Source organism: Sphingomonas sp. 179-A 2A2 NHS, from assembly GCF_045371305.1.
Taxonomy (GTDB): Bacteria; Pseudomonadota; Alphaproteobacteria; order Sphingomonadales; family Sphingomonadaceae; genus Sphingomonas.
The window spans coordinates 236,639-255,261 of the sequence record NZ_JBIQDE010000006.1 but is presented as its reverse complement, the minus strand read 5'-3'; the positions used below and the strand labels follow the sequence as shown (position 1 = coordinate 255,261).

The 18,623-nt window shown below is 67.5% G+C and carries 13 protein-coding genes; 11 read left to right on the top strand and 2 right to left on the bottom strand.

The window, feature by feature from the left end; genetic code table 11:
- Window positions 1-60: 60 nt before the first annotated feature.
- From ACH0AE_RS14935 to ACH0AE_RS14920, 4 genes are all read left to right on the top strand, one after another.
- Complete coding sequence (locus tag ACH0AE_RS14935) at window positions 61-1,275, top strand: UbiH/UbiF/VisC/COQ6 family ubiquinone biosynthesis hydroxylase (protein ID WP_294444833.1); 1,215 nt, start codon at window positions 61-63, stop codon at window positions 1,273-1,275.
- Between the two features lie 123 nt (window positions 1,276-1,398).
- Complete coding sequence (infA, locus tag ACH0AE_RS14930) at window positions 1,399-1,644, top strand: translation initiation factor IF-1 (RefSeq protein WP_026325702.1); 246 nt, start codon at window positions 1,399-1,401, stop codon at window positions 1,642-1,644.
- A 14-nt stretch (window positions 1,645-1,658) separates the two neighbouring features.
- Window positions 1,659-2,231: a Maf family protein gene (locus ACH0AE_RS14925; RefSeq protein WP_406875842.1), complete on the top strand. Its 573-nt coding sequence runs from the start codon at window positions 1,659-1,661 to the stop codon at window positions 2,229-2,231.
- Window positions 2,224-3,150, top strand: a complete 927-nt coding sequence (locus tag ACH0AE_RS14920) for a ribonuclease (RefSeq protein ID WP_294444831.1) — start codon at window positions 2,224-2,226, stop codon at window positions 3,148-3,150. Before ACH0AE_RS14925 ends, ACH0AE_RS14920 begins: the two co-directional genes overlap by 8 nt.
- 3 nt (window positions 3,151-3,153) lie before the next feature.
- Here ACH0AE_RS14920 and ACH0AE_RS14915 read toward each other — a convergent pair whose 3' ends face one another.
- Together ACH0AE_RS14915 and ACH0AE_RS14910 are read right to left on the bottom strand one after the other, a co-directional pair.
- Window positions 3,154-6,255, bottom strand: a complete 3,102-nt coding sequence (locus tag ACH0AE_RS14915) for an efflux RND transporter permease subunit (protein WP_294444830.1) — start codon at window positions 6,253-6,255, stop codon at window positions 3,154-3,156.
- Entirely contained in the window at window positions 6,252-7,358 is a 1,107-nt protein-coding gene (locus tag ACH0AE_RS14910; protein WP_406875888.1) for an efflux RND transporter periplasmic adaptor subunit, read from the bottom strand. The genes ACH0AE_RS14915 and ACH0AE_RS14910 overlap by 4 nt, the downstream gene beginning before the upstream one ends.
- Before the next feature lie 260 nt (window positions 7,359-7,618).
- Here ACH0AE_RS14910 and ACH0AE_RS14905 point away from each other — a divergent pair, with 260 nt between their 5' ends.
- The 7 genes from ACH0AE_RS14905 (at window position 7,619) to ACH0AE_RS14875 (ending at window position 18,513) form a co-directional block, all read left to right on the top strand.
- The gene (locus tag ACH0AE_RS14905; RefSeq protein WP_294444828.1) at window positions 7,619-8,557 is read left to right on the top strand and encodes a LysR family transcriptional regulator; all 939 of its coding nucleotides are present in this window, start codon (window positions 7,619-7,621) and stop codon (window positions 8,555-8,557) included.
- 68 nt (window positions 8,558-8,625) lie between these two features.
- Window positions 8,626-10,092, top strand: coding sequence for an amidohydrolase (locus ACH0AE_RS14900; protein ID WP_406875887.1), 1,467 nt, complete (start codon window positions 8,626-8,628; stop codon window positions 10,090-10,092).
- A gap of 36 nt (window positions 10,093-10,128) precedes the next feature.
- A complete protein-coding gene (locus ACH0AE_RS14895; protein ID WP_294445086.1) occupies window positions 10,129-11,139 on the top strand; it encodes a D-cysteine desulfhydrase in 1,011 nt (336 codons plus the stop codon).
- Window positions 11,139-11,870, top strand: coding sequence for an aspartate/glutamate racemase family protein (locus tag ACH0AE_RS14890; RefSeq protein ID WP_294445087.1), 732 nt, complete (start codon window positions 11,139-11,141; stop codon window positions 11,868-11,870). The genes ACH0AE_RS14895 and ACH0AE_RS14890 overlap by 1 nt, the downstream gene beginning before the upstream one ends.
- A 202-nt stretch (window positions 11,871-12,072) precedes the next feature.
- Complete coding sequence (locus ACH0AE_RS14885) at window positions 12,073-14,412, top strand: TonB-dependent receptor (RefSeq protein ID WP_294445088.1); 2,340 nt, start codon at window positions 12,073-12,075, stop codon at window positions 14,410-14,412.
- Window positions 14,413-14,426: 14 nt separating this feature from the next.
- Window positions 14,427-15,704, top strand: a complete 1,278-nt coding sequence (locus ACH0AE_RS14880; RefSeq protein ID WP_294445089.1) for a M20/M25/M40 family metallo-hydrolase — start codon at window positions 14,427-14,429, stop codon at window positions 15,702-15,704.
- A gap of 16 nt (window positions 15,705-15,720) precedes the next feature.
- On the top strand, window positions 15,721-18,513 hold the full coding sequence (locus ACH0AE_RS14875) for a M14 metallopeptidase family protein (protein WP_406875841.1): 2,793 nt from the start codon (window positions 15,721-15,723) through the stop codon (window positions 18,511-18,513).
- Window positions 18,514-18,623: the final 110 nt, after the last annotated feature.

The following is an 18,623-nucleotide window of genomic DNA, read 5'->3' as shown; positions in this document are numbered from 1 at the left end:
GCCGTGGACGCCCGGCCATCAGCGCTCGCGCGCGGCGCCAAGGGCCGCTAAGGACGGGGCATGAACCACGCGGACGTCCTTATCCTTGGCGGCGGGCTGGTTGGCGCGACGCTTGCGCTGGCGCTCGACAAGCATGGCCTTTCCACGATCGTCGTCGACCCGGCCGATCCTGCGGTAACGCTAGCGGCCGGCTTCGACGGCCGCGCGTCTGCGGTGGCAAGCGCCAGCCACCGGATGCTGGAGGCGATCGGGCTGGCCGACCGGTTGATTGGGCAGGGATGCCACATCCGCCAGATCCGCGTGAGCGACGGGCTGGAACCCGGCGCGCTGGACTTCATCCCGGACGAGAACGACGGTGCCCTCGGCACGATGTACGAGAATCGCGCGATCCGTATCGCGCTTTCGCAGGAGCTGGCGGAGAGCAAGGTGGACTTCCGCCCCGTGACCCGGGCGACCGAGGTGGAACGTTCCGCTAGTGGCGTGCGCGCGGTGCTGAGCGACGGCACGACCGTTAGCGCATCGCTGCTGGTGGCGGCCGAGGGGCGCAACTCGCCGACGCGCGAGGCGGCCGGGATCGTGACGGCGAACTGGCGCTATGATCATGCCGCGATCATCGGCGCGTTCCACCATGAGCGCTCGCACGAGGATACCGCCTACGAGATCTTCTATCCCGCTGGCCCCTTCGCGCTGCTGCCGCTGGTTGACGATGCGATCGGGCATCGCTCGGCAATCGTGTGGACGGTGAAGGGCGATCATGCTGCCGGCATGCTGAAGCTGGGCGACCGCGCATTCCTGGCCGAGGCGGAGAAGCGGATGGGGGGCTTCCTGGGCAAGCTCAGCGAGCCGAGCCGGCGGTCGAGCTACCCGCTTGGCTTCCACCATGCCGCCACGATCACCGCAGAGAGGCTGGCGCTGGTAGGCGACGCGGCGCACGGCATCCACCCGATCGCCGGCCAGGGCCTGAACCTTGGATTCCGCGATGTTGCGGCACTGGTCGAGGTGCTGGTGGAGGGGCGCCGGCTGGGGCTGGAGGCGGGCGACGCGCAGCTTCTGGCGCGCTACCAGGCGTGGCGCAGCCTCGATACGCTGCTGGTGGCCGGTGCGACCGACACGTTGACGCGGCTGTTCGGCATTCCGGGCCGGGCGGCGAGCGCGGTGCGGCGGTTCGGCATCTCCGCGGTGAATGCGATCCCGCCGCTGAAGGACCGGTTCATGGCCGAAGCACGCGGCGAAAGCGGACAATTGCCGCGGTTGTTGCAGGGGATGCTGGTCTAGCATCCCTTGAACGGCGGGGCGACGATCCCACATTTCGGCTACGATCCTATTCATGCGCGTGCTTCCCTTGCCGGCCAGCATCGGCTAAGGGCGCGCGCGTTCATCCGTAGAAAGTGTGGTTGTTTGGCGAAAGAAGAACTCCTCGAGATGCGCGGCCAGGTGGTCGAGCTCCTGCCCAATGCGATGTTCCGCGTAAGGCTGGAGAATGATCACGAGATTCTCGGCCATACCGCTGGCAAGATGCGCAAGAACCGCATCCGCGTGCTGGTCGGCGACGAAGTGCTTGTCGAGCTGACGCCGTACGACCTAACTAAGGGGCGGATCACGTACCGCTTCATGCCCGGCCGCGGCGGCCCCGGCCCGCAATAATCCGGGTAGGGCTGATGCCCGCCCCTCTGATCCTTGCATCCGCATCGCCGCGACGCCTGTCGTTACTGGCGCAGATCGGCGTTACGCCGGCGCGCGTCGTCGCGCCTGACGTCGACGAGACGGCGCTGAAGGGTGAGCGGCCGCGCGACTATGTGATGCGGGTCGCGACCGCCAAGGCGCAGGCCGTGCCACGCGGCGACCGCGAAGTGGTGCTTGCCGCCGATACCACCATTGCTGCGGGCCCGCGCATTCTGAGGAAGCCCGAGGATGAGGCGGACCTTGCGCGCATGCTTGGCTTGCTTTCCGGGCGCCGGCATCGGTGCCTGTCCGCGGTGGTGGTGATCGACGCCGCCGGCAAGATGCGCGCGCGGCTGTCTGACACGATGGTGGCGTTCAAGCCGCTGACCGGCGCCGAGATCGCGGAATATATCGCCAGCGGCGAGGGCATGGGCAAGGCGGGCAGCTATGCCATCCAGGGCCGTGCCGAAGCGTTCGTGCGGCGCATCGACGGATCGTACTCGGGCGTGGTCGGCCTGCCGCTGTTCGAGACCCGGGCGCTGCTGGTGACGGCGGGCGTCCTTGCCTGAATGGCTGTACGAGCACGGCCTCGGCGAGGACCGGGCCGGGTTTGTCGATGATGATGGCCGGATCATCCGCGCGCGAATTGCCGTTCACGACGCGGGCCCGCAGCCGGGGCTTATCGCGACCGGCCGTCTGATCGAGCGGCTGCTGGCGCGGCTCGACGATGGCAGCGAGGTGACGCTGGAGCGCCCGGCACCTGGGGTGACGCTGGGTGCGGCGATCCGCGTGGAGATCACGCGCAGTGCGATACCGGAAGAAGGACGAGCAAAGCCGCCGCGCGGGAGGGTGACCGATGCCCCGCCGCGGCGGGCGCTGACCTTGCGCGAGCAGTTGACCGGCGCGCCGGTGCGCGAGCTGCGCGCGCATGAGGCGGATGCGCTGGAAGCCGCGGGCTGGTCCGAGGTGCTGGAGGAAGCGACCGGCGGCGACATCGGCTTTCCCGGCGGCATGCTGCGGCTGTCGCCGACACCGGCGATGACCTTGTTCGACGTGGATGGAAATCCGCCGCTGGAGGCGCTGGCGGTGCGCGCGGCGACGGCGGTGGCCGAGGCGATCGAGCGGCTGGATATCGGCGGATCGATCGGGATCGACTTTCCGACCCTGAATGGCCGCGAGCCGCGGCAGGCGGTGGCGGCGGCGATCGATGCGGCGCTTGCGCAGCCGTTCGAGCGGACGGCGGTGAACGGCTTTGGCTTCCTCCAGATCGTGCGGCCGCGGCCGCGCGCGTCCCTCCCCGAGATACTGCGCGCCGATCCGGTGGGTGCCGCCGCACGCGCTGCGCTGCGCATGATCGAGCGGACACCGCCGAGCGCGCCGAACGGATTCCGCCTGGCGCCAGCGGTGCGCGAGCGGATTTCCGGCCGGCCGGACTGGTTGGCCGAGATCACGCGGCGCACCGGGCGCACGCCCACCTTCGACGCTTAGGTCCTACTCGGCCGGCAGTGCTTCCATCTCGGCTGCGAGGCGGCGGCCGGTGATGTGCGGCGAGGCGGCGCGGCGGGCGAGCAGGCGGTAGAGCACCGGGATCAGGAACAGCGTGATGGCGGTGGCGATCGACACGCCGGCGACGATCACCACGCCGATTGCGCTACGCGCGCCGGCACCGGCGCCATGGCTGAGCGCGAGCGGCACCGCGCCGAAGACGGTCGCGATCGAGGTCATCAGGATCGGGCGGAGGCGCCGGATCGAGGCTTCGCGGATCGCGGGGCGAAGCGCCTGACCGGTGTCGCGCAGCTGATTGGCATATTCGACGATGAGGATGCCGTTCTTTGCCGCGAGGCCGACGAGCATCACGATGCCGATCTGGCTGAAGAGGTTGAGCGTCATTCCGGCCAGCGCGAGCCCTATCACACCGCCGCCCGCGGCCAGCGGCACGGTGGCGATGATCACGGCCGGGTGGATGAAGCTTTCGAACTGCGCGGCGAGCAGCAGGTAGATGATCAGCACGGTGATGCCGAACACCAGCCAGATGGCATTGCCGGTCTGCTTCAGCGACTGGCTTTCGCCACGATAGCCGATCGCCTGCACTTCGGGTGATTTGGCGGCTTCGGCTTCGAGGAAGGCGAGCGCCTTGCCGAGCGAGTAGCCCGGCGCGAGGCCGCCTTGCAGCGTGATCGCGCGCATCTTGTTGAAGCGGCCGAGCTCGCGGGCTGAGGCGGCCTCGCGCACATGGACGAGGTTCGACAGGGGCACGAGCTCACCTGAGCGGGAGCGGACATAGACGCTGGCGAGGCGGCCTTCGCGATCGCGATCCGCCGCACCGGCCTGCACCATGACGCGATATTCCTCGCCGCGATCGACATAGGTGGAGACGCGGCGCGACCCCATCACGGTCTGCAGCGCCTGACTGACATCATCGACCGACACGCCGAGATCGCCGGCGCGGTTCGCATCCACGTCGATCAGCAGCTGCGGTTTCGATTCGACGTAATCGGCGTCGAGGTTGACGAGGCCGGGATTGTCGCGCGCCGCGGCGAGTATCCGGTCGCGTGCCCTGGCGAGATCGGCATAGGTGGCGCCGGCGATGACGAAGGCGACGGGCTGGCCGCGCCCACGGCCGAGCGAGGAGCGCACGTTCGCATTGCCGCGGATGCCGGGGATCTTCTGCAGCTCCGCCGTGACGCGGCGGGCGACCGATTGCGATTCCTCCTCGCGATCTTCCCACGGTTTCAGGAAGACGCTCATGCTCGACGCGTTGAAATCCTCCGCCATGCCGTAAGCGAGCGGGAGGCGCGTGTTGAAGCCACGGATCGGGCCATCCTCCGTCATCAGCGCGGCGACCTTCTGCTCGACCTGGCCGGCATAGCGATCGAGTTCGGCGAAGCTGGTGCCTTCGGGGGCGTTGACGCGCACCTCGACGACGCCGGTGTCCTCCGGCGGCACGAGTTCGCCGTCGAGCTGCAGGAACAGGAAGGCGCAGCCGGCAAGGAACAGCGCGACGAGCCCAAGCACCGGCAGCGGGTGGGCGAGCGCGCGATCCAGCGCACCGCCGTAGCCGCGCTCGAGCCGGCCGAAGACGCGCTCGATCGCGTGGGTGAGGCGTCCGTCCTGCCCGGGCTTGAGCAGCTTCGACGACAGCATGGGAACGAGGGTGAGCGCGAGCACGCCGGACAGCGCGATCGAGGCGATCATCGCGACGGCGAGTTCCCGAAACAGCAGGCCCGTCTGCCCGGCGATGAACATCACCGGCACGAACACCGCGCAGACGACCGCGGTGGTGGCGACGACCGCGAAGCCCACCTCGCGCGTACCGCGGAAGGCGGCGACGAGCGGCGTTTCGCCGGCCAGGATGCGGTGGTGGATGTTCTCCAGGACGACGATCGCGTCATCGACGACGAGGCCGATCGCGAGGACCAGGGCGAGCAGGGTGAGGAGGTTGATCGAATAGCCGAAGGCCCAGAGCACCGCGAAGGTGCCGAGCAGGCAGATCGGCACGGTGATCGCGGGGATGATCGTGGCGCGCGCGCTGCCGAGAAACAGGAAGATGACGATGACGACGAGGATCACCGCCTCGCCAAGGGTGCGCCATACCTCGCGGATCGCGCGATCGATGAAGAGCGAATTGTCCGAGCCGAGCGTCAGCGAGACGCCGGCGGGAAGCTCGGGCTGGATCGCGGCGACCAGCGCCTTGACGTTGTTGGCCACCTCCAGCGTGTTGGCGCCCGACTGGCGCACGACGCCGAGGCCGAGCGCGGTCTGCTGACGGAAGCGGAAGGCGGTGTAGGGATTTTCAGCGCCACGTTCGATCTTCGCGACGTCACCGAGGCGGACGAGGTAGCCGTCGCCGCCGCGGCCGATCACCAGGCTGCGGAACGTCTCGGGACTGGCGAAGGCGCGGTCGACACGCAGCGACACGTTCTGCGCCGAGGATTCGATGCGGCCGGCGGGCAGCTCGACATTCTGGCGGCGGAGCGCATCCTCGACGTCGCGCGGGGTGAGGCGGAAGGCGGCGAGCCGACCGAGATCGAGCCACACGCGCATCGACGGGCGGGCCTGCCCGACGAACTGGATTTGGGCGACGCCGTCGATGGTGGAGAAGCGATCGACCAGGAAGCGCTCGACATAGTCGGACAGCTCGATCTTGTTCCACGAGGGCGCCTGCACGACGATGTACATGATCGGCTGCGCATCGGCGTCGACCTTGCGGACCTCGGGCGGGAGTGCCTCGTCGGGCAAGTCCGCCAGCGCGCCGGAGACGCGATCGCGCACGTCATTGGCGGCGGCATCGACATCGCGCGTCGGGCGGAACTCGATCGTGATGTCCGAGCGCCCATCGGTGGAGCGGGAGGAGATGGTTTCGATCCCCTCGACGCCGGCGAGCCGCTCCTCCAGCGGCTGCGTGACGCGGCTTTCGACCACCGCGGCTGCCGCCCCGACATAAGTGGTGGAGACCGAGACGACCGGCGGGTCGGTCTCGGGAAACTCGCGGACCGAGAGGTTGAGGAAGGCGACGATGCCGACGATGACGATCAGGATCGCCCCGACCGCCGCGACGACCGGGCGGCGGACCGAAACATCGGAAAGCATCATTCGCGGAAATGATCCCGCGAGGGCCGCGTTGCACTGAGGCGATCGGGTTCGTCGCCGTCGCTGGCGAGCTTCACCTTCACGCCGTCATCGATCTTCACGACACCTTCGGTGACGACGCGCGCGCCGGGAGCAACGCCTCGGATCTCGATGAAGCCGCCGTCGCGCGCGCCGGTCTGCACCTTTGCACGGTGCGCCACCGCATCCTTGCCGACGACATAGACGTAGCGTTCGGTGCCTTCGCCCAGCACGGCGAGTTCCGGGACGGCGGGGGAATCGCGCTCCCCCGTCACCACACGGACGGTGAGCAGCATGCCGGGTTTCAGCCGGTTGCCGGGATTGGGCAGGATCGCGCGGACGCTGGCGGCGCGGGTGGTGGGCTCGATCACCGGATCGATCGAGCTCACGCGCCCGGTGAAGGGGATGTCCGGGTAAGCGGCGGCGCGGGCAGTGACGGGCACGCCGGTGCGCAGGCTGGCGAGCGCGGTTTCCGGCACGGTGAAATCGAGCTTGATGCGCGAGATGTCGCTGATCGTGGCGATCGGCGTGCCGGCCGAGATGATCGCGCCTTGCGACATCAGCCGCTGCGAGGCGAAGCCGGAAAAGGGCGCGCGAACGATGCGATCGGTGATCTGGGCGCGGGCGGTTTCGGCGTCGGCGCGCGCACGCTGGGCGAGGGCGCTTTGCTGGTCGAGCGTCGCCGGGGTGACGAAGCCGCGGGCGTTCAGCGCGCTCATGCGATCGAGTTGCGCTGCTGCCTGGCGCTCGGCGGCGAGGGCGCCGGCAAGCGCCGCGCGCTCCTGTGCCTGGGCGAGGACGGCGATCACCTGGCCGCGGCGCACGAAGCCGCCGTCGGTGAAGCTGATCCGCTCGATCCGCTCCGTCACCGGGGAGGAGAGCGTTACCTGTTCGTTGGCGCGGGCGGTGCCGACGGCCTCGATTTCATCCAAAAAGTGGCGTGAAACCGGCTCTGCGACGCGCACCAATGGTGCCGATTTGGGCTTGGATGGCGCCTTCTGGTTGCATCCGGCCAGCAAGATGGCAGCGATGGCGACGGATTGAGCCGCGCCCTTTCCGATCGACAGAGGTAGCCAGCGAGCGGCCATCGCCTTTTCCAGCATGTTCGGATGCGCGACCCCGGTTGGCACGAAAATCGTAACAAACCACGACGTTATGCCGCGCCGCAACAGCATTTATGCGGGAGGGGTATAAGCTTTGTGCATGGCGCCCCGCCGACCGGCGATAGCTGAGCTTCGGCAGGGGCGTCCGAAAAGGCGGGTTGGCAGGCGGGTGAGACGTGTTATCGTTTCGTCATAATAATAGAACAGTCGCGGAGAGGACGGGACACCGGAACCGGGGGGTTGCCATGAATCTCCGTCACATCGAGGTATTCCACGCGGTCTATACCGTCGGGTCGATCAGCGGCGCATCGCGGCTGCTGAACGTGTCACAGCCGTCGGTGAGCAAGATCGTCAAGCACGCCGAAAGCCGCCTCGGCTTTCCCTTGTTCACGCTGGTGCGCGGGCGCCTGACGCCGACCGAGGAAGCGCATATCCTGTTCCGTGAAGTCGATGACCTGCACAGCCGGATCGACACCTTCCAGCGCGCCGCGCGCAACATGCGATCGACCTCCGAAGGGCATATCCGCGTCGGCGTGCTGCCATCGCTGGCGCTGGCCGCGACGCCGGCCGCGATCGCGCGCTTCCGCCGCAAGCTGCCGCTGGTGACGTTCGAGGTATCCGCGGTGCACCATGACCAGTTCCGCGAGGCGCTGATGTCGCGCGAATGCGACTTCGTGATCGGGCATTCGGGGCCGACGACGCTGGAGATCACCTCCGTTCCGCTCGGTTCCGGCCGCGTCGGGGCCTTGTTCGTCGACGGGATGTTCCCGGAGGAAGCGGCGGCGATCCCGCTCGACCTGCTGCGCCAGCATGAGGTGATCGGCCTCGCGCCCAGCGTCGCGATCGGGGACATGGTGCGCCCCGTGATATCCGCGGCCACGGGCGACGCGCCGGGAATCCAGGTGCGGTCGGTGTACATTGCCGCGGCGCTGGCGCGGAACGGCGCGGGCGTCGCGATCGTGGACGAATTCACGGCGCAGGCATTCGTCGGCGACGGGCTGCACTTCCGGCCGATCGAGCCGCTCGCGGAGTTCGAGCTGGCGGTGCAGTACCTCGCCACCCATCCACCGTCGCGGCTGGCGCGCAGCTTCATCGACCTGAAGCGCGATATGCTGAGCGCGGCGCGGATCGAGGCGCAGCGGGCGAGCGATTGCACAAACGCTATGGGTGCCAACCAACACTGAATAGCCTTTCCATTGTGCCCACCGCCGCATCGTCGCACACTTGGCAGCGAAATCGGGGAGTTGGCATGATCAATCGGATCGGCATGGCCGCAGTCGCCGCGGTGGCACTGAACAGCGTCGCAGCGCAGGCAGGGCCGCTTGACGAGGCAGCGCGGGCCCGCGTGCTGGCCGGTGTCGATGCCAAATCGGTCGAGGCGAACGGCCGCGCGATCTGGGGCTTCGCCGAGACCGGATATCAGGAACAGAAGAGCGCGGCGCTGCTCGCCAAGACGCTGAAGGATGCAGGCTTCGAGGTGACGATGGGCGTTGCCGGGGAGCCGACCGCCTTCATCGCGAGCTTCCGCAATGGCGCGGGGCCAGTCGTTGCCGTGACCGCGGAATATGACGCGTTGCCGGGGCTGGCGCAGAATGTGTCGCCGACCAAGTCGCCGATCGCCGGCCAGGCGCATGGCCATGGCTGCGGCCACAATTTGCTGGGTGCCGCATCCGTCGGCGCTGCGATCGCGGTGAAGAAGTGGATGACCGCTGCCAAGGTGCCGGGCGAGCTTCGCGTCTATGGCACGCCGGCCGAGGAAGGCGGGTCGGGCAAGGTCTATATGGTGCGCGACGGCCTGTTCAAGGACGTGGACGCGGCGGTGCACTGGCATCCTGCGGGCGCCAACTCGGCCGCGCAATCGATCACCATGGCGAACACCAACGGCAAGTTCCGTTTCCGCGGGACATCCGCCCATGCCGCCGCAAACCCGGACGCCGGCCGCTCGGCGCTGGACGCGGTGGAGATCATGAACGTCGCCACCAATTACCTGCGCGAGCATGTGCCCGATCGCACGCGGATTCATTATGTGATCACCAGCGGCGGCGGCGCGCCCAATGTGGTGCCCGATTATGCCGAGGTCTTCTATTACGTGCGTTCGCACGATCCGCAGATCGCCCGTTCGGTGATGGCGCGGGTGAAGAAGGCGGCGGAAGGCGCGGCGATCGCGACCGAGACGAAATTCGAGTTCGAGCAGATCGGCGGCGTCTATTCGATGCTGCCCAACGACACGCTGGGCAAGGTGATGGACCGCAACCTGCGCACGCTCGGCGGGATCGAGTGGACCGCGGAGGAAAAGGCCTTCGCCGCCAAGATGCGCGAAAGCGTGCCCAATGCACGCGGCACGATCGATTCTGTCGCGCAGGTGCAGCCTTACGCCGTGCGCACCGATCCCGATGCGGCCGGCGCCTCGACCGACATGTCCGACGTGTCCTGGGTGGTGCCGACGGTGGGGCTGGGAACCGCGACCTTCGTGCCGGGGATGCCGGGCCACAGCTGGCAGAATGTCGCCGCCGCCGGCATGAGCATCGGCGCCAAGGGATCGGTGCTGGCCGCGCGAACGTTGGCACTGACGGTTGCCGAGATGCTGTCGAGCCCCGATGTTCTGGCGGCTGCCAAGACTGAGTTCGAAGGGCGCCGTGGAGCCAATTTCACTTACGAAGCGATGGTCGGCGATCGGCCGCCAGCGCTTGATTACCGGAACAACGCGCGGGTCGACTGACCGCCCGCGCCGTTCCACCTTCAGGAGTAACCGACGATGAATCTCGCGCGTTTCGCGCGCCGCCGCTACACGGCCGGCGCGACCGCCATCGAGCCCATGCCGCACCTGACGCGCGCGCTGGGCGGGGCCGAGCTGTACATCAAGCGCGACGATCAGCTGGGGCTGACCGCGGGCGGCAACAAGACGCGCAAGCTGGAGTTCCTGGTCGCCGATGCACTGGCGCAGGGCGCGGACACGCTGATCACGGTCGGCGCGGTGCAGAGCAACCATTGCCGCCTGACACTGGCGGCGGCGGTGCGCGAGGGGCTGAAGTGCCGCCTCGTCCTGGAGCAGCGCGTGGCGGGGAGCTACGACCCCGCGGCCTCGGGCAACAATTTCCTGTTCGACCTCCTGGGAGTCGAGGCGGTGACGGTGGTCGACGCCGGCGCCGACCTGCAGGCCGAGATGGAGAAGGTGGCGGCGGAACTCTCCGCGGCCGGCCGCAAGGGCTATATCATTCCGGGCGGCGGATCGAACGCGCTGGGCGCGCTCGGCTATGTCGCCTGCGCCGAGGAGATCCTGGCGCAATCGTTCGGGATGGGAATCGCGTTCGACCGCATCGTGGTGGCGAGCGGCAGTGCCGGCACGCACTCGGGCATCGTCGCCGGGCTGATCGGCAATAGCGCCGGCATTCCGGTGACCGGAATCAACGTGCGCCGGCCGCGCGCGGAGCAGGAAGGCAATGTCCACAAGCTGGCCGTTGCGGCGGCCGAACTGGCGGGATCGTCGGTGGCGGTGCCGCGCGAGGCGATCGAGTGCCGCGACGAATGGATTGGCCCGGGTTACTCGCTCCCGACCGCGGAGATGGTGGAAGCGGTGCGGCTGTTCGCCGCGCACGAAGGCGTGCTGCTCGACCCGGTCTATACCGGCAAGGCGGCGGCGGGGCTGATCGGCCTCGTCCGTTCGGGCGAGATCGGCGCCGACGAGCGCGTGCTGTTCGTCCACACCGGTGGATCGCCCGCGCTCTACGCGTATCAGCCGGTCCTGACCGGGGCCGTGCCGCTCTGATGGGCGCGCCGCTGATCGCCCCGCTGACCGTCGGCGTGCTCGGCGGCATGGGGCCGGCGGCGACGATCGACTTCATGGCCAAGGTGCTGCGCCATTCGCAAGGCGTAGCGGCGCGCGAGCAGGACATCGTTCGCCTGATCGTCGACAGCAATCCGTCACTGCCGGATCGCAATGCTGCCGTTGCCGGCACCGGGCCGTCACCCGCCCCGGGGCTGGCGGCGATGGCGCTCGGGCTGGAGCGTGCGGGCGCGCAGCTGCTGGTGATGCCGTGCAACGCCGCCCATGCCTTCGCCGATGCCGTGATCAACGAGACGCCGCTGCCGTTCCTTCACCTGATCGAGGAAACGGTGGCGGCGGTGGCGCGCGCCTATCCCGAGGCGCGGCGGATCGGCGTGCTGGCGGTGAACGGCGCGGTGCAGGCGCGGCTGTACGAGCGCGCGCTTGAGCCGCGCGGGCTTGAACCGGTGGTGCCGACCAACGCCGAGCGCGCCGCCTTCATGGAGGGCGTGTGGAAGATCAAGGCGGGTGACCTCGCCTTCGGCCGACGCGCGCTGCTGACCACGGCGGAACAGCTGATCGCGCGCGGCGCGGACGTGATCATCGCCGGCTGTACCGAAGTGCCGCTGGTGCTCGGGCCGGGCGACGTGACGGTGCCGCTGATCGATTCCACCGATGTGCTCGCCCGCCGCACCGTCGAGGTCGCAAGCAACAATGTTGCGCATATAGCTTGAAGTTATACTTATACGAACAGTCGCTAGGGGTTTTGCGTAACGAAGGGACTCGTACCGCCTTCAAGTGTCGATAGCATGACACCCCAGGGAGAGGCGGTTCACAACCGACCAGCGGGGCTACGAGCCAGATAAAACCAGCCGATGGCACCTGCACGGTCGGACCAGGGGGGTCCGAATAATGACGCGTACCATCGCTCGTTCCATGCTTATGCTGTCCGTCTCGCTGGCGGCGATGTCGCCAGCCCTGGCGCAGACTGCACCCGATCCGGCAGAGGCCGGCGCTACGGCAGCCTCGCAGGCACCCGGCACCGACGTGCGGCCGGCGCCGGTCGGCCCCAGCGAGGATACCGGCGAGATCGTGGTCACCGCGCTGCGCCGCGAATCGACTGTCCAGTCGACGCCGCTCGCCATCACCGCGCTGGGCGAGGGGGCGCTGGCCAACCTTGGCGCGACGACGATCGCCGACGTGATCCGCCAGGTGCCGGGCCTTCAGCTGACGGAGAGCGATTCGGGCCGCACGCGCGTCTCCATCCGCGGCATCCAGGGGGCGGGCGAAAGCACCGTGGGCCTCTATTATGGCGATACGCCGCTGACCGGCCCGTCCGGCGTCAGCTCCGATCCCGCGGGCGCCACGCCCAACCTCAACCTGTTCGACGTGCAGCGCGTCGAAGTGCTGCGCGGGCCGCAGGGGACGCTTTATGGCTCGGGATCGATGGGCGGCACGATCCGCGTGCTGTTCAACCAGCCGGACGCGACCCGCTACGAAGGGCAGGCCGAGGGGCAGATCGCCAACACGCGTTACGGCACCTACAGCTATTTCGCGAAAGGCGCCGTCAACGCGCCGCTGATCGAGGACAAGCTGGCCGCGCGCCTGGTGCTCTACAAGGAGCGGCAGGGCGGCTTCGTCGACATGACGGTGCTGAACCGCGAGAACGTCAACACCGCGGATCTCGAGGGTGGCCGCTTCCTGCTGTCGTGGAAGCCGGTGGAGGACGTGAAGCTTTCGGGCATGGCGCTGTACCAGACGCAGAACATCGCCGGCACGTCGCAATATTCATCGGTGCTGGGGCCGTATTTCTCGGACATCCAGGTGAACCAGCCGTGGAAGGACAAGCTGCAGCTGTATACCGGCACCGCGGAGGTCGACTTCGGCTTCGCGACGCTGGTGGCGATCACGTCCAAGTACCGCTGGGACGTGGAGAGCACGAACGACAACGTCCGCTCCTACGCCAATGTCATCGCGCGCGGCACCTGGTGCCCGCTCTATACCCGGATCGCGCTCGGCACGCCGACTACCACCTGCACCCCGGCGCAGCAGGCGACGTATCGCGAATACGCCAATTCCAAGCAGCCGATCGGCGCGTTCCAGCCGCGGTTCGTATCCAACTGGACCAACGAGGCGCGGCTTAGCTCGACCGGCAAGGGGCCGATCAGCTGGACGATCGGCATGTTCCTGGAAGATCGCGAGGACCGCGTCGACACGGTCGTGTTCCCGGGCGTGCCGGCGACGGGCAATCCGCGCAGCCCGGTGGAGAACCTGGGCGGGCGCTACATCACGGGCAAGGTGAAGCAGACCGCCTTCTTCGGCGAGGCGGGCTTCCGCGTCCTCGATCCGCTGACGATTACGGTCGGCCTGCGCCACTATGACTACACCAAGACGGTGGGCGGCGAGTATCTCGGCTACAACTTCTTCAACGGGCAGGAGCCGCGCCCGTATCAGGAGACGAGCGCGGACGCGACCGGCTGGGTCGGCAAGTTCAACGTCGACTTCCAGGTGACGGACAATCTGCTGCTGTACGGCACCGCGGCGGAAGGCTTTCGCCCTGGCGGCGCGAACAACATCCCGAACCTGCCGGAAGCCTATCTGGTGTATGGTCCGGACTCGCTGTGGAATTACGAGATCGGTGCGAAGACCAGCTTCTGGGATCGCCGCGGCACGTTCAACGTCGCGCTGTATCGCACCGACTGGAAGAACGTGCAGACGTCCGTCTCGACGCTGCAGAACGGCGGCGGCAACTTCAGCTTCATCTACAACCTTGCCGGCGTGACGGTGGAGGGCGTGGAGGTCGAAGGATCGCTTCGTCTGCCGCAGAACGTGCGCCTGAACGCATCGTACAATTACAACAATGCGCGGCTGCGCGGTGACCAGGTGGACGCGACCGGCTTCATCGTCGCGCCGGGCCTGGACGGCGACAAGCTGGCCTATATCCCGCGCATGACGGCGTCGGCGGGGGCGGAGTGGACGCCGCCGGTGACGGACGAGATCGACGCGCTGTTCCGCTTCGACTGGACCTATACCGGCAAGATGAACACCGAGCTTCGCCCGGTGAACGCCTTCTACCGCGAGATCGGCAATTTCAGCATCTTCAACGCGCGTGTCGGCATCGACACGGATTCGGACCTGGGCGTCGCGATCTTCATCAACAACGTGTTCGACAAGCGCGGGCTGAACCGCGTCAGTTCCGCGACGGGCGTGCCGGACTTCTATGTTTCCAACCGGCCGCGTACGGTTGGCCTCAACATTCGAAAGGGGTTCCGTTGATGGGGGGCGTGCGCATGAAGCGTGGAGTGATGCTGGCCGTGCTGGCGGCAGCGGTGGCGATGCCGGGAATGGCGGCGGCGCAGAACCGTGACGCGGCGGCGAAGGCGCTGCTTGCCAGCCCAAAGTTCGCCGCAGCCAAGGCGAAGCTTGCCGCCGATCATGACCGTATCGTGCAGGACGTGATCACGCTGACCGAGATCGAAGCGCCGCCGTTCAAGGAGGCCAAGCGCGGCGCGGCCTTCCTCGAGATGCTGCGCGCCGAGGGGCTGACGGACCTGACGACCGATGCGGAAGGCAATGTGTATGGCACCCGCAAGGGCACCGGCGGCGGGCCGCTGATCGTCGTCACCGCGCACCTCGACACGGTGTTCCCGGAAGGGACCAACGTGAAGGTGCGGCGCGAGGGCAACATGCTCTACGCGCCGGGCATCGGGGACGACACGTCGAGCCTGCCGGTGCTGCTCGGTTTCATTCGCGCGATGAACGCGGCGAAATACACCACCAAGGCCGACATCATCTTCATGGGCAACGTCGGCGAGGAAGGGCCGGGCGACCTGCGCGGTTCGCGCTATCTGTTCACCAAGGGGCCGCTGAAGGACCGGATCAAATACTTCATCTCGTTCGAGCCGGGCCGCGCCGGGCGGATCACCAACGCGGGCGTCGGATCGCGGCGCTACAAGGTGACGTTCACCGGCCCCGGCGGCCATTCGATGGGCGATTTCGGCATCGTGAACCCGGCCTATGCGATGGCCAACGCGATGGTCGAATTTGGCAAGATGAAGGTGCCGACCGAACCCAAGACCGTCTACAACGTTGGCCTGCTGGAAGGCGGCACGTCGGTCAATTCGATCCCGTTCTCGACCGCGATGACGATCGACATGCGATCGTCCGGCAAGGCGGAGCTCGAGGCGGAAGAGAAGGAATTCCTCGCCATCCTGCCGCGTGCGGTGGAGGCGGAGAATGCCGCACGCTCCACGGCCAAGGGCAAGATCGCCTATGAGGCGAAGCTGGTCGGCGACCGGCCGGTCGGCAAGACGGCGCAGATTGTCGACATCGTCGAGATCGCGACCGCGGTGGCCAAGGCGAGCGGCTTCACGCCGCGTTACGGCGCCGGATCGACGGATTCGAACATCCCGATGAGCCTTGGCATCCCGGCGGTGACGCTGGGTTCCGGCTTCGAGACGATGCGCGCCCATTCGCTGGAAGAAGCGATGGTGGTGGACAAGGAAAAGGATGTCGCCAGCATGGCGGTGGGGCTGGCCACCGTCCTGATGCTGGCCGACGCGAAATAACGGGGGAGAGATTCACATGCGTGCATTGATGCTGGCAGCCACCGGGCTGTCGATCGTTCTGGCGACCAACGTCGCCGCGCAATCGCGGCCGATCACCAATCCCGAGACGGTGCTGAAGGCGAAGCCCGGATCGGACTATTTCCTCGCCAACTACAAGCAGATTTCCGACTGGCTGCAGCGCGTCGCCACCGAAAGCGACCGGATGAAGCTGATCAGCATCGGCAAGACGGCCGAGGGGCGCGAGCAATATGTCGCGATCATCTCGTCGCCTGAGAACATCCGCAATCTCGACAAGTATCGTGCGATCTCGCAGCAGCTGGCGCTGGCCAAGGGGCTGACCGACGATCAGGCCAAGGCGCTGTCGCGCGAGGGCAAGGCGGTGGTGCTGATCGACGCCGGCCTGCATGCGACCGAGGTGGTGAACGCCCAGTCGCACATCCAGCTGATCCACGAGATGCTGACCCGCAACGACGCGGAAACAACGCGGCTGCTGAACGACACGATCGGGCTGTACGTCTTCGCCAATCCGGACGGACTGGACCTTGTCGCCAACTGGTACATGCGTCCGGCCGACAAGCTCAAGCGCGACAGCAACACGATCCCCGTGCTGTACCAGAAGTACGTCGGGCACGATAACAACCGCGACAGCTTCGCCTCTAACCAGCCCGAGACGACCAACATGAACCGACTCGCCTATCGCGACTGGTTCCCGCAGATCCTGTACAACCAGCACCAGACCGGGCCGGTCGGCACGGTGGTGTTCATCCCGCCGTTCCGCGACCCGTATAATTTCAACAACGAGCCGCTGGTCATCAACGGCACCGACGCGGTCGGCACGGCGATGCATGCGCGGCTGATCGCGCAGGGCAAGGCCGGTTCCGTCTCGCGTTCGGGCGCGCCCTATTCCACCTGGTTCAACGGCGGCATCCGCACGGTTGGCTATTTCCACAACCAGATCGGCATCCTGACCGAGATCATCGGCAATCCGACGCCGATGGAGATCCCGCTGGTGCCGGCCAAGCAGCTGGCGGGGCAGGACGCGTACATGCCAATTGCGCCGCAGAAGTGGCATTTCCAGCAGTCGATCGATTACGTGAAGGAAATGTCGCGGGCGATCCTCGACTATGCATCGCGCAACCGCGAGGACGTGCTCTACAACCGCTATGTCATGGGTCGTAACCAGATCCAGAAGGGCAGCGAGGACAGCTGGGTCCTGACGCCGAAGCGGATCGAGGCGGCCAAGGCCGCGGCCGAGAGCATCAAGAAGGACGGCGGCGGCAGCGCGCTGGACGATCTCGCCGGCTACAACACGCGCGATATCGTGCCGAGCACGATCTACAAGACGGTGTTGCAGGATCCGCAGTATCGCGCGCCGCGCGCCTTCGTCATTCCCGCCGACAAGCAGGCGGACATGCCGACCACGGTCGCCTTCCTCAATTCGCTGATCAAGACCGGCGTCGAGGTGGAGCAGGCGCCGCAGGGCTTCAGCTATGGCGGCAAGCGCTATGCCCCCGGATCGTACATCGTGCGAGCCGACCAGGCCTTCCGCCCCCATGTGCTCGACATGTTCGAGCCGCAGGATCACCCGCAGGACTTCGCCTATCCGGGCGGGCCGCCGATCCGGCCGTACGACATCACCGGCTATACGCTGGCGTACCAGATGAACGTGACGTTCGACCGGCTGCTGGACGGCGCGCCGGCGCACTTCACGCCGGTGCCCGACGTGATCGAGACGCCGCCCGCCGGGCGCATCATCGGCACCGGATCTGCCGGCTATGTCGTCGATCACGGCACCAACAACAGCTTCACGCTGACGAACCGCCTGCTGAAGGCAGGGGTGCCGGTGTTTTGGCTGAAGCAGGCGACCAGTGTCAGCGGCGCGCAGCTGGCGCCGGGCGCCTTGTGGATCCCGGCTGGCGGCGCAGCGAAGGGCATCGTGGACACCGCGGTGCGTACGCTTGGGATCGACGCCCATGCGGTGGCGGCGAAGCCTGCGGGCGACACGGTGAAGCTGAAGCCGGTGCGGATCGCGCTGGTCGACCACTATGGCGGCTCGATGGCGTCGGGCTGGAACCGCTGGATCTTCGAGAAGTACGAATTCCCCTATACGGTGGTCTACCCGCAGGAGCTCGACAAGGGCGGGCTGAACGCGAAATATGACGTGATCGTGGTCCAGTCCGACGTGCTGGGCCGACCGGGGCGGCCGCCGCAGAAGCAGCCGGCCGCGGCCGATCTGCCGGCGGAATGGCGCATGGCGCTTGGCCATGTGACGAGCGAGAAGACGGTGCCGCAGCTCGCGTCGTTCGCCAAGGCAGGCGGCACGGTGGTGGCCGTTGGCAATGCGACGCGGCTTGGGCCGGAGCTTGGCCTGCCGGTCTATAATGCGCTGACCAGCGTCGACGCGTCGGGCAAGCGCACGCCGCTGCCGAGCACGAAGTTCTACGTGCCCGGATCGGTGCTGCAGGCGAAGGTCGATCCGACCGATCCGCTCGCCTACGGCGTGCCGGAGACGCTGGACGTCTTCTACAATAACAACCCGACCTATTCGTTCACGCCCGGCCAGGCGGGCGTGCGGCGCGTATCGTGGTTCGCGAGCGACGATCCGCTGCGGTCCGGCTGGGCCTGGGGGCAGAAGGCGCTGAACGGCACCTCGACGGTGATCGACGGGACGCTGGGCAAGGGCCATGTCTATCTGCTGGCGCCGGAAGTGACGCAGCGTGGCCAGGCCTATGCCTCGTTCAAGTTCCTGTTCAATGCGGCGCTCTATGGCCCGACGCAGGTCGGCGCGGTGACGAGCGCGGACGACTGACGAGCATCCCCGCGCGGCGCCGAGCGCGCCGCGCGGGCGCTTCTTTGACCGGCGCGCATCGCGCTGTCGGCACGTGCTTAACGGCGCGTTAGGGACGATTGCGCGGAACG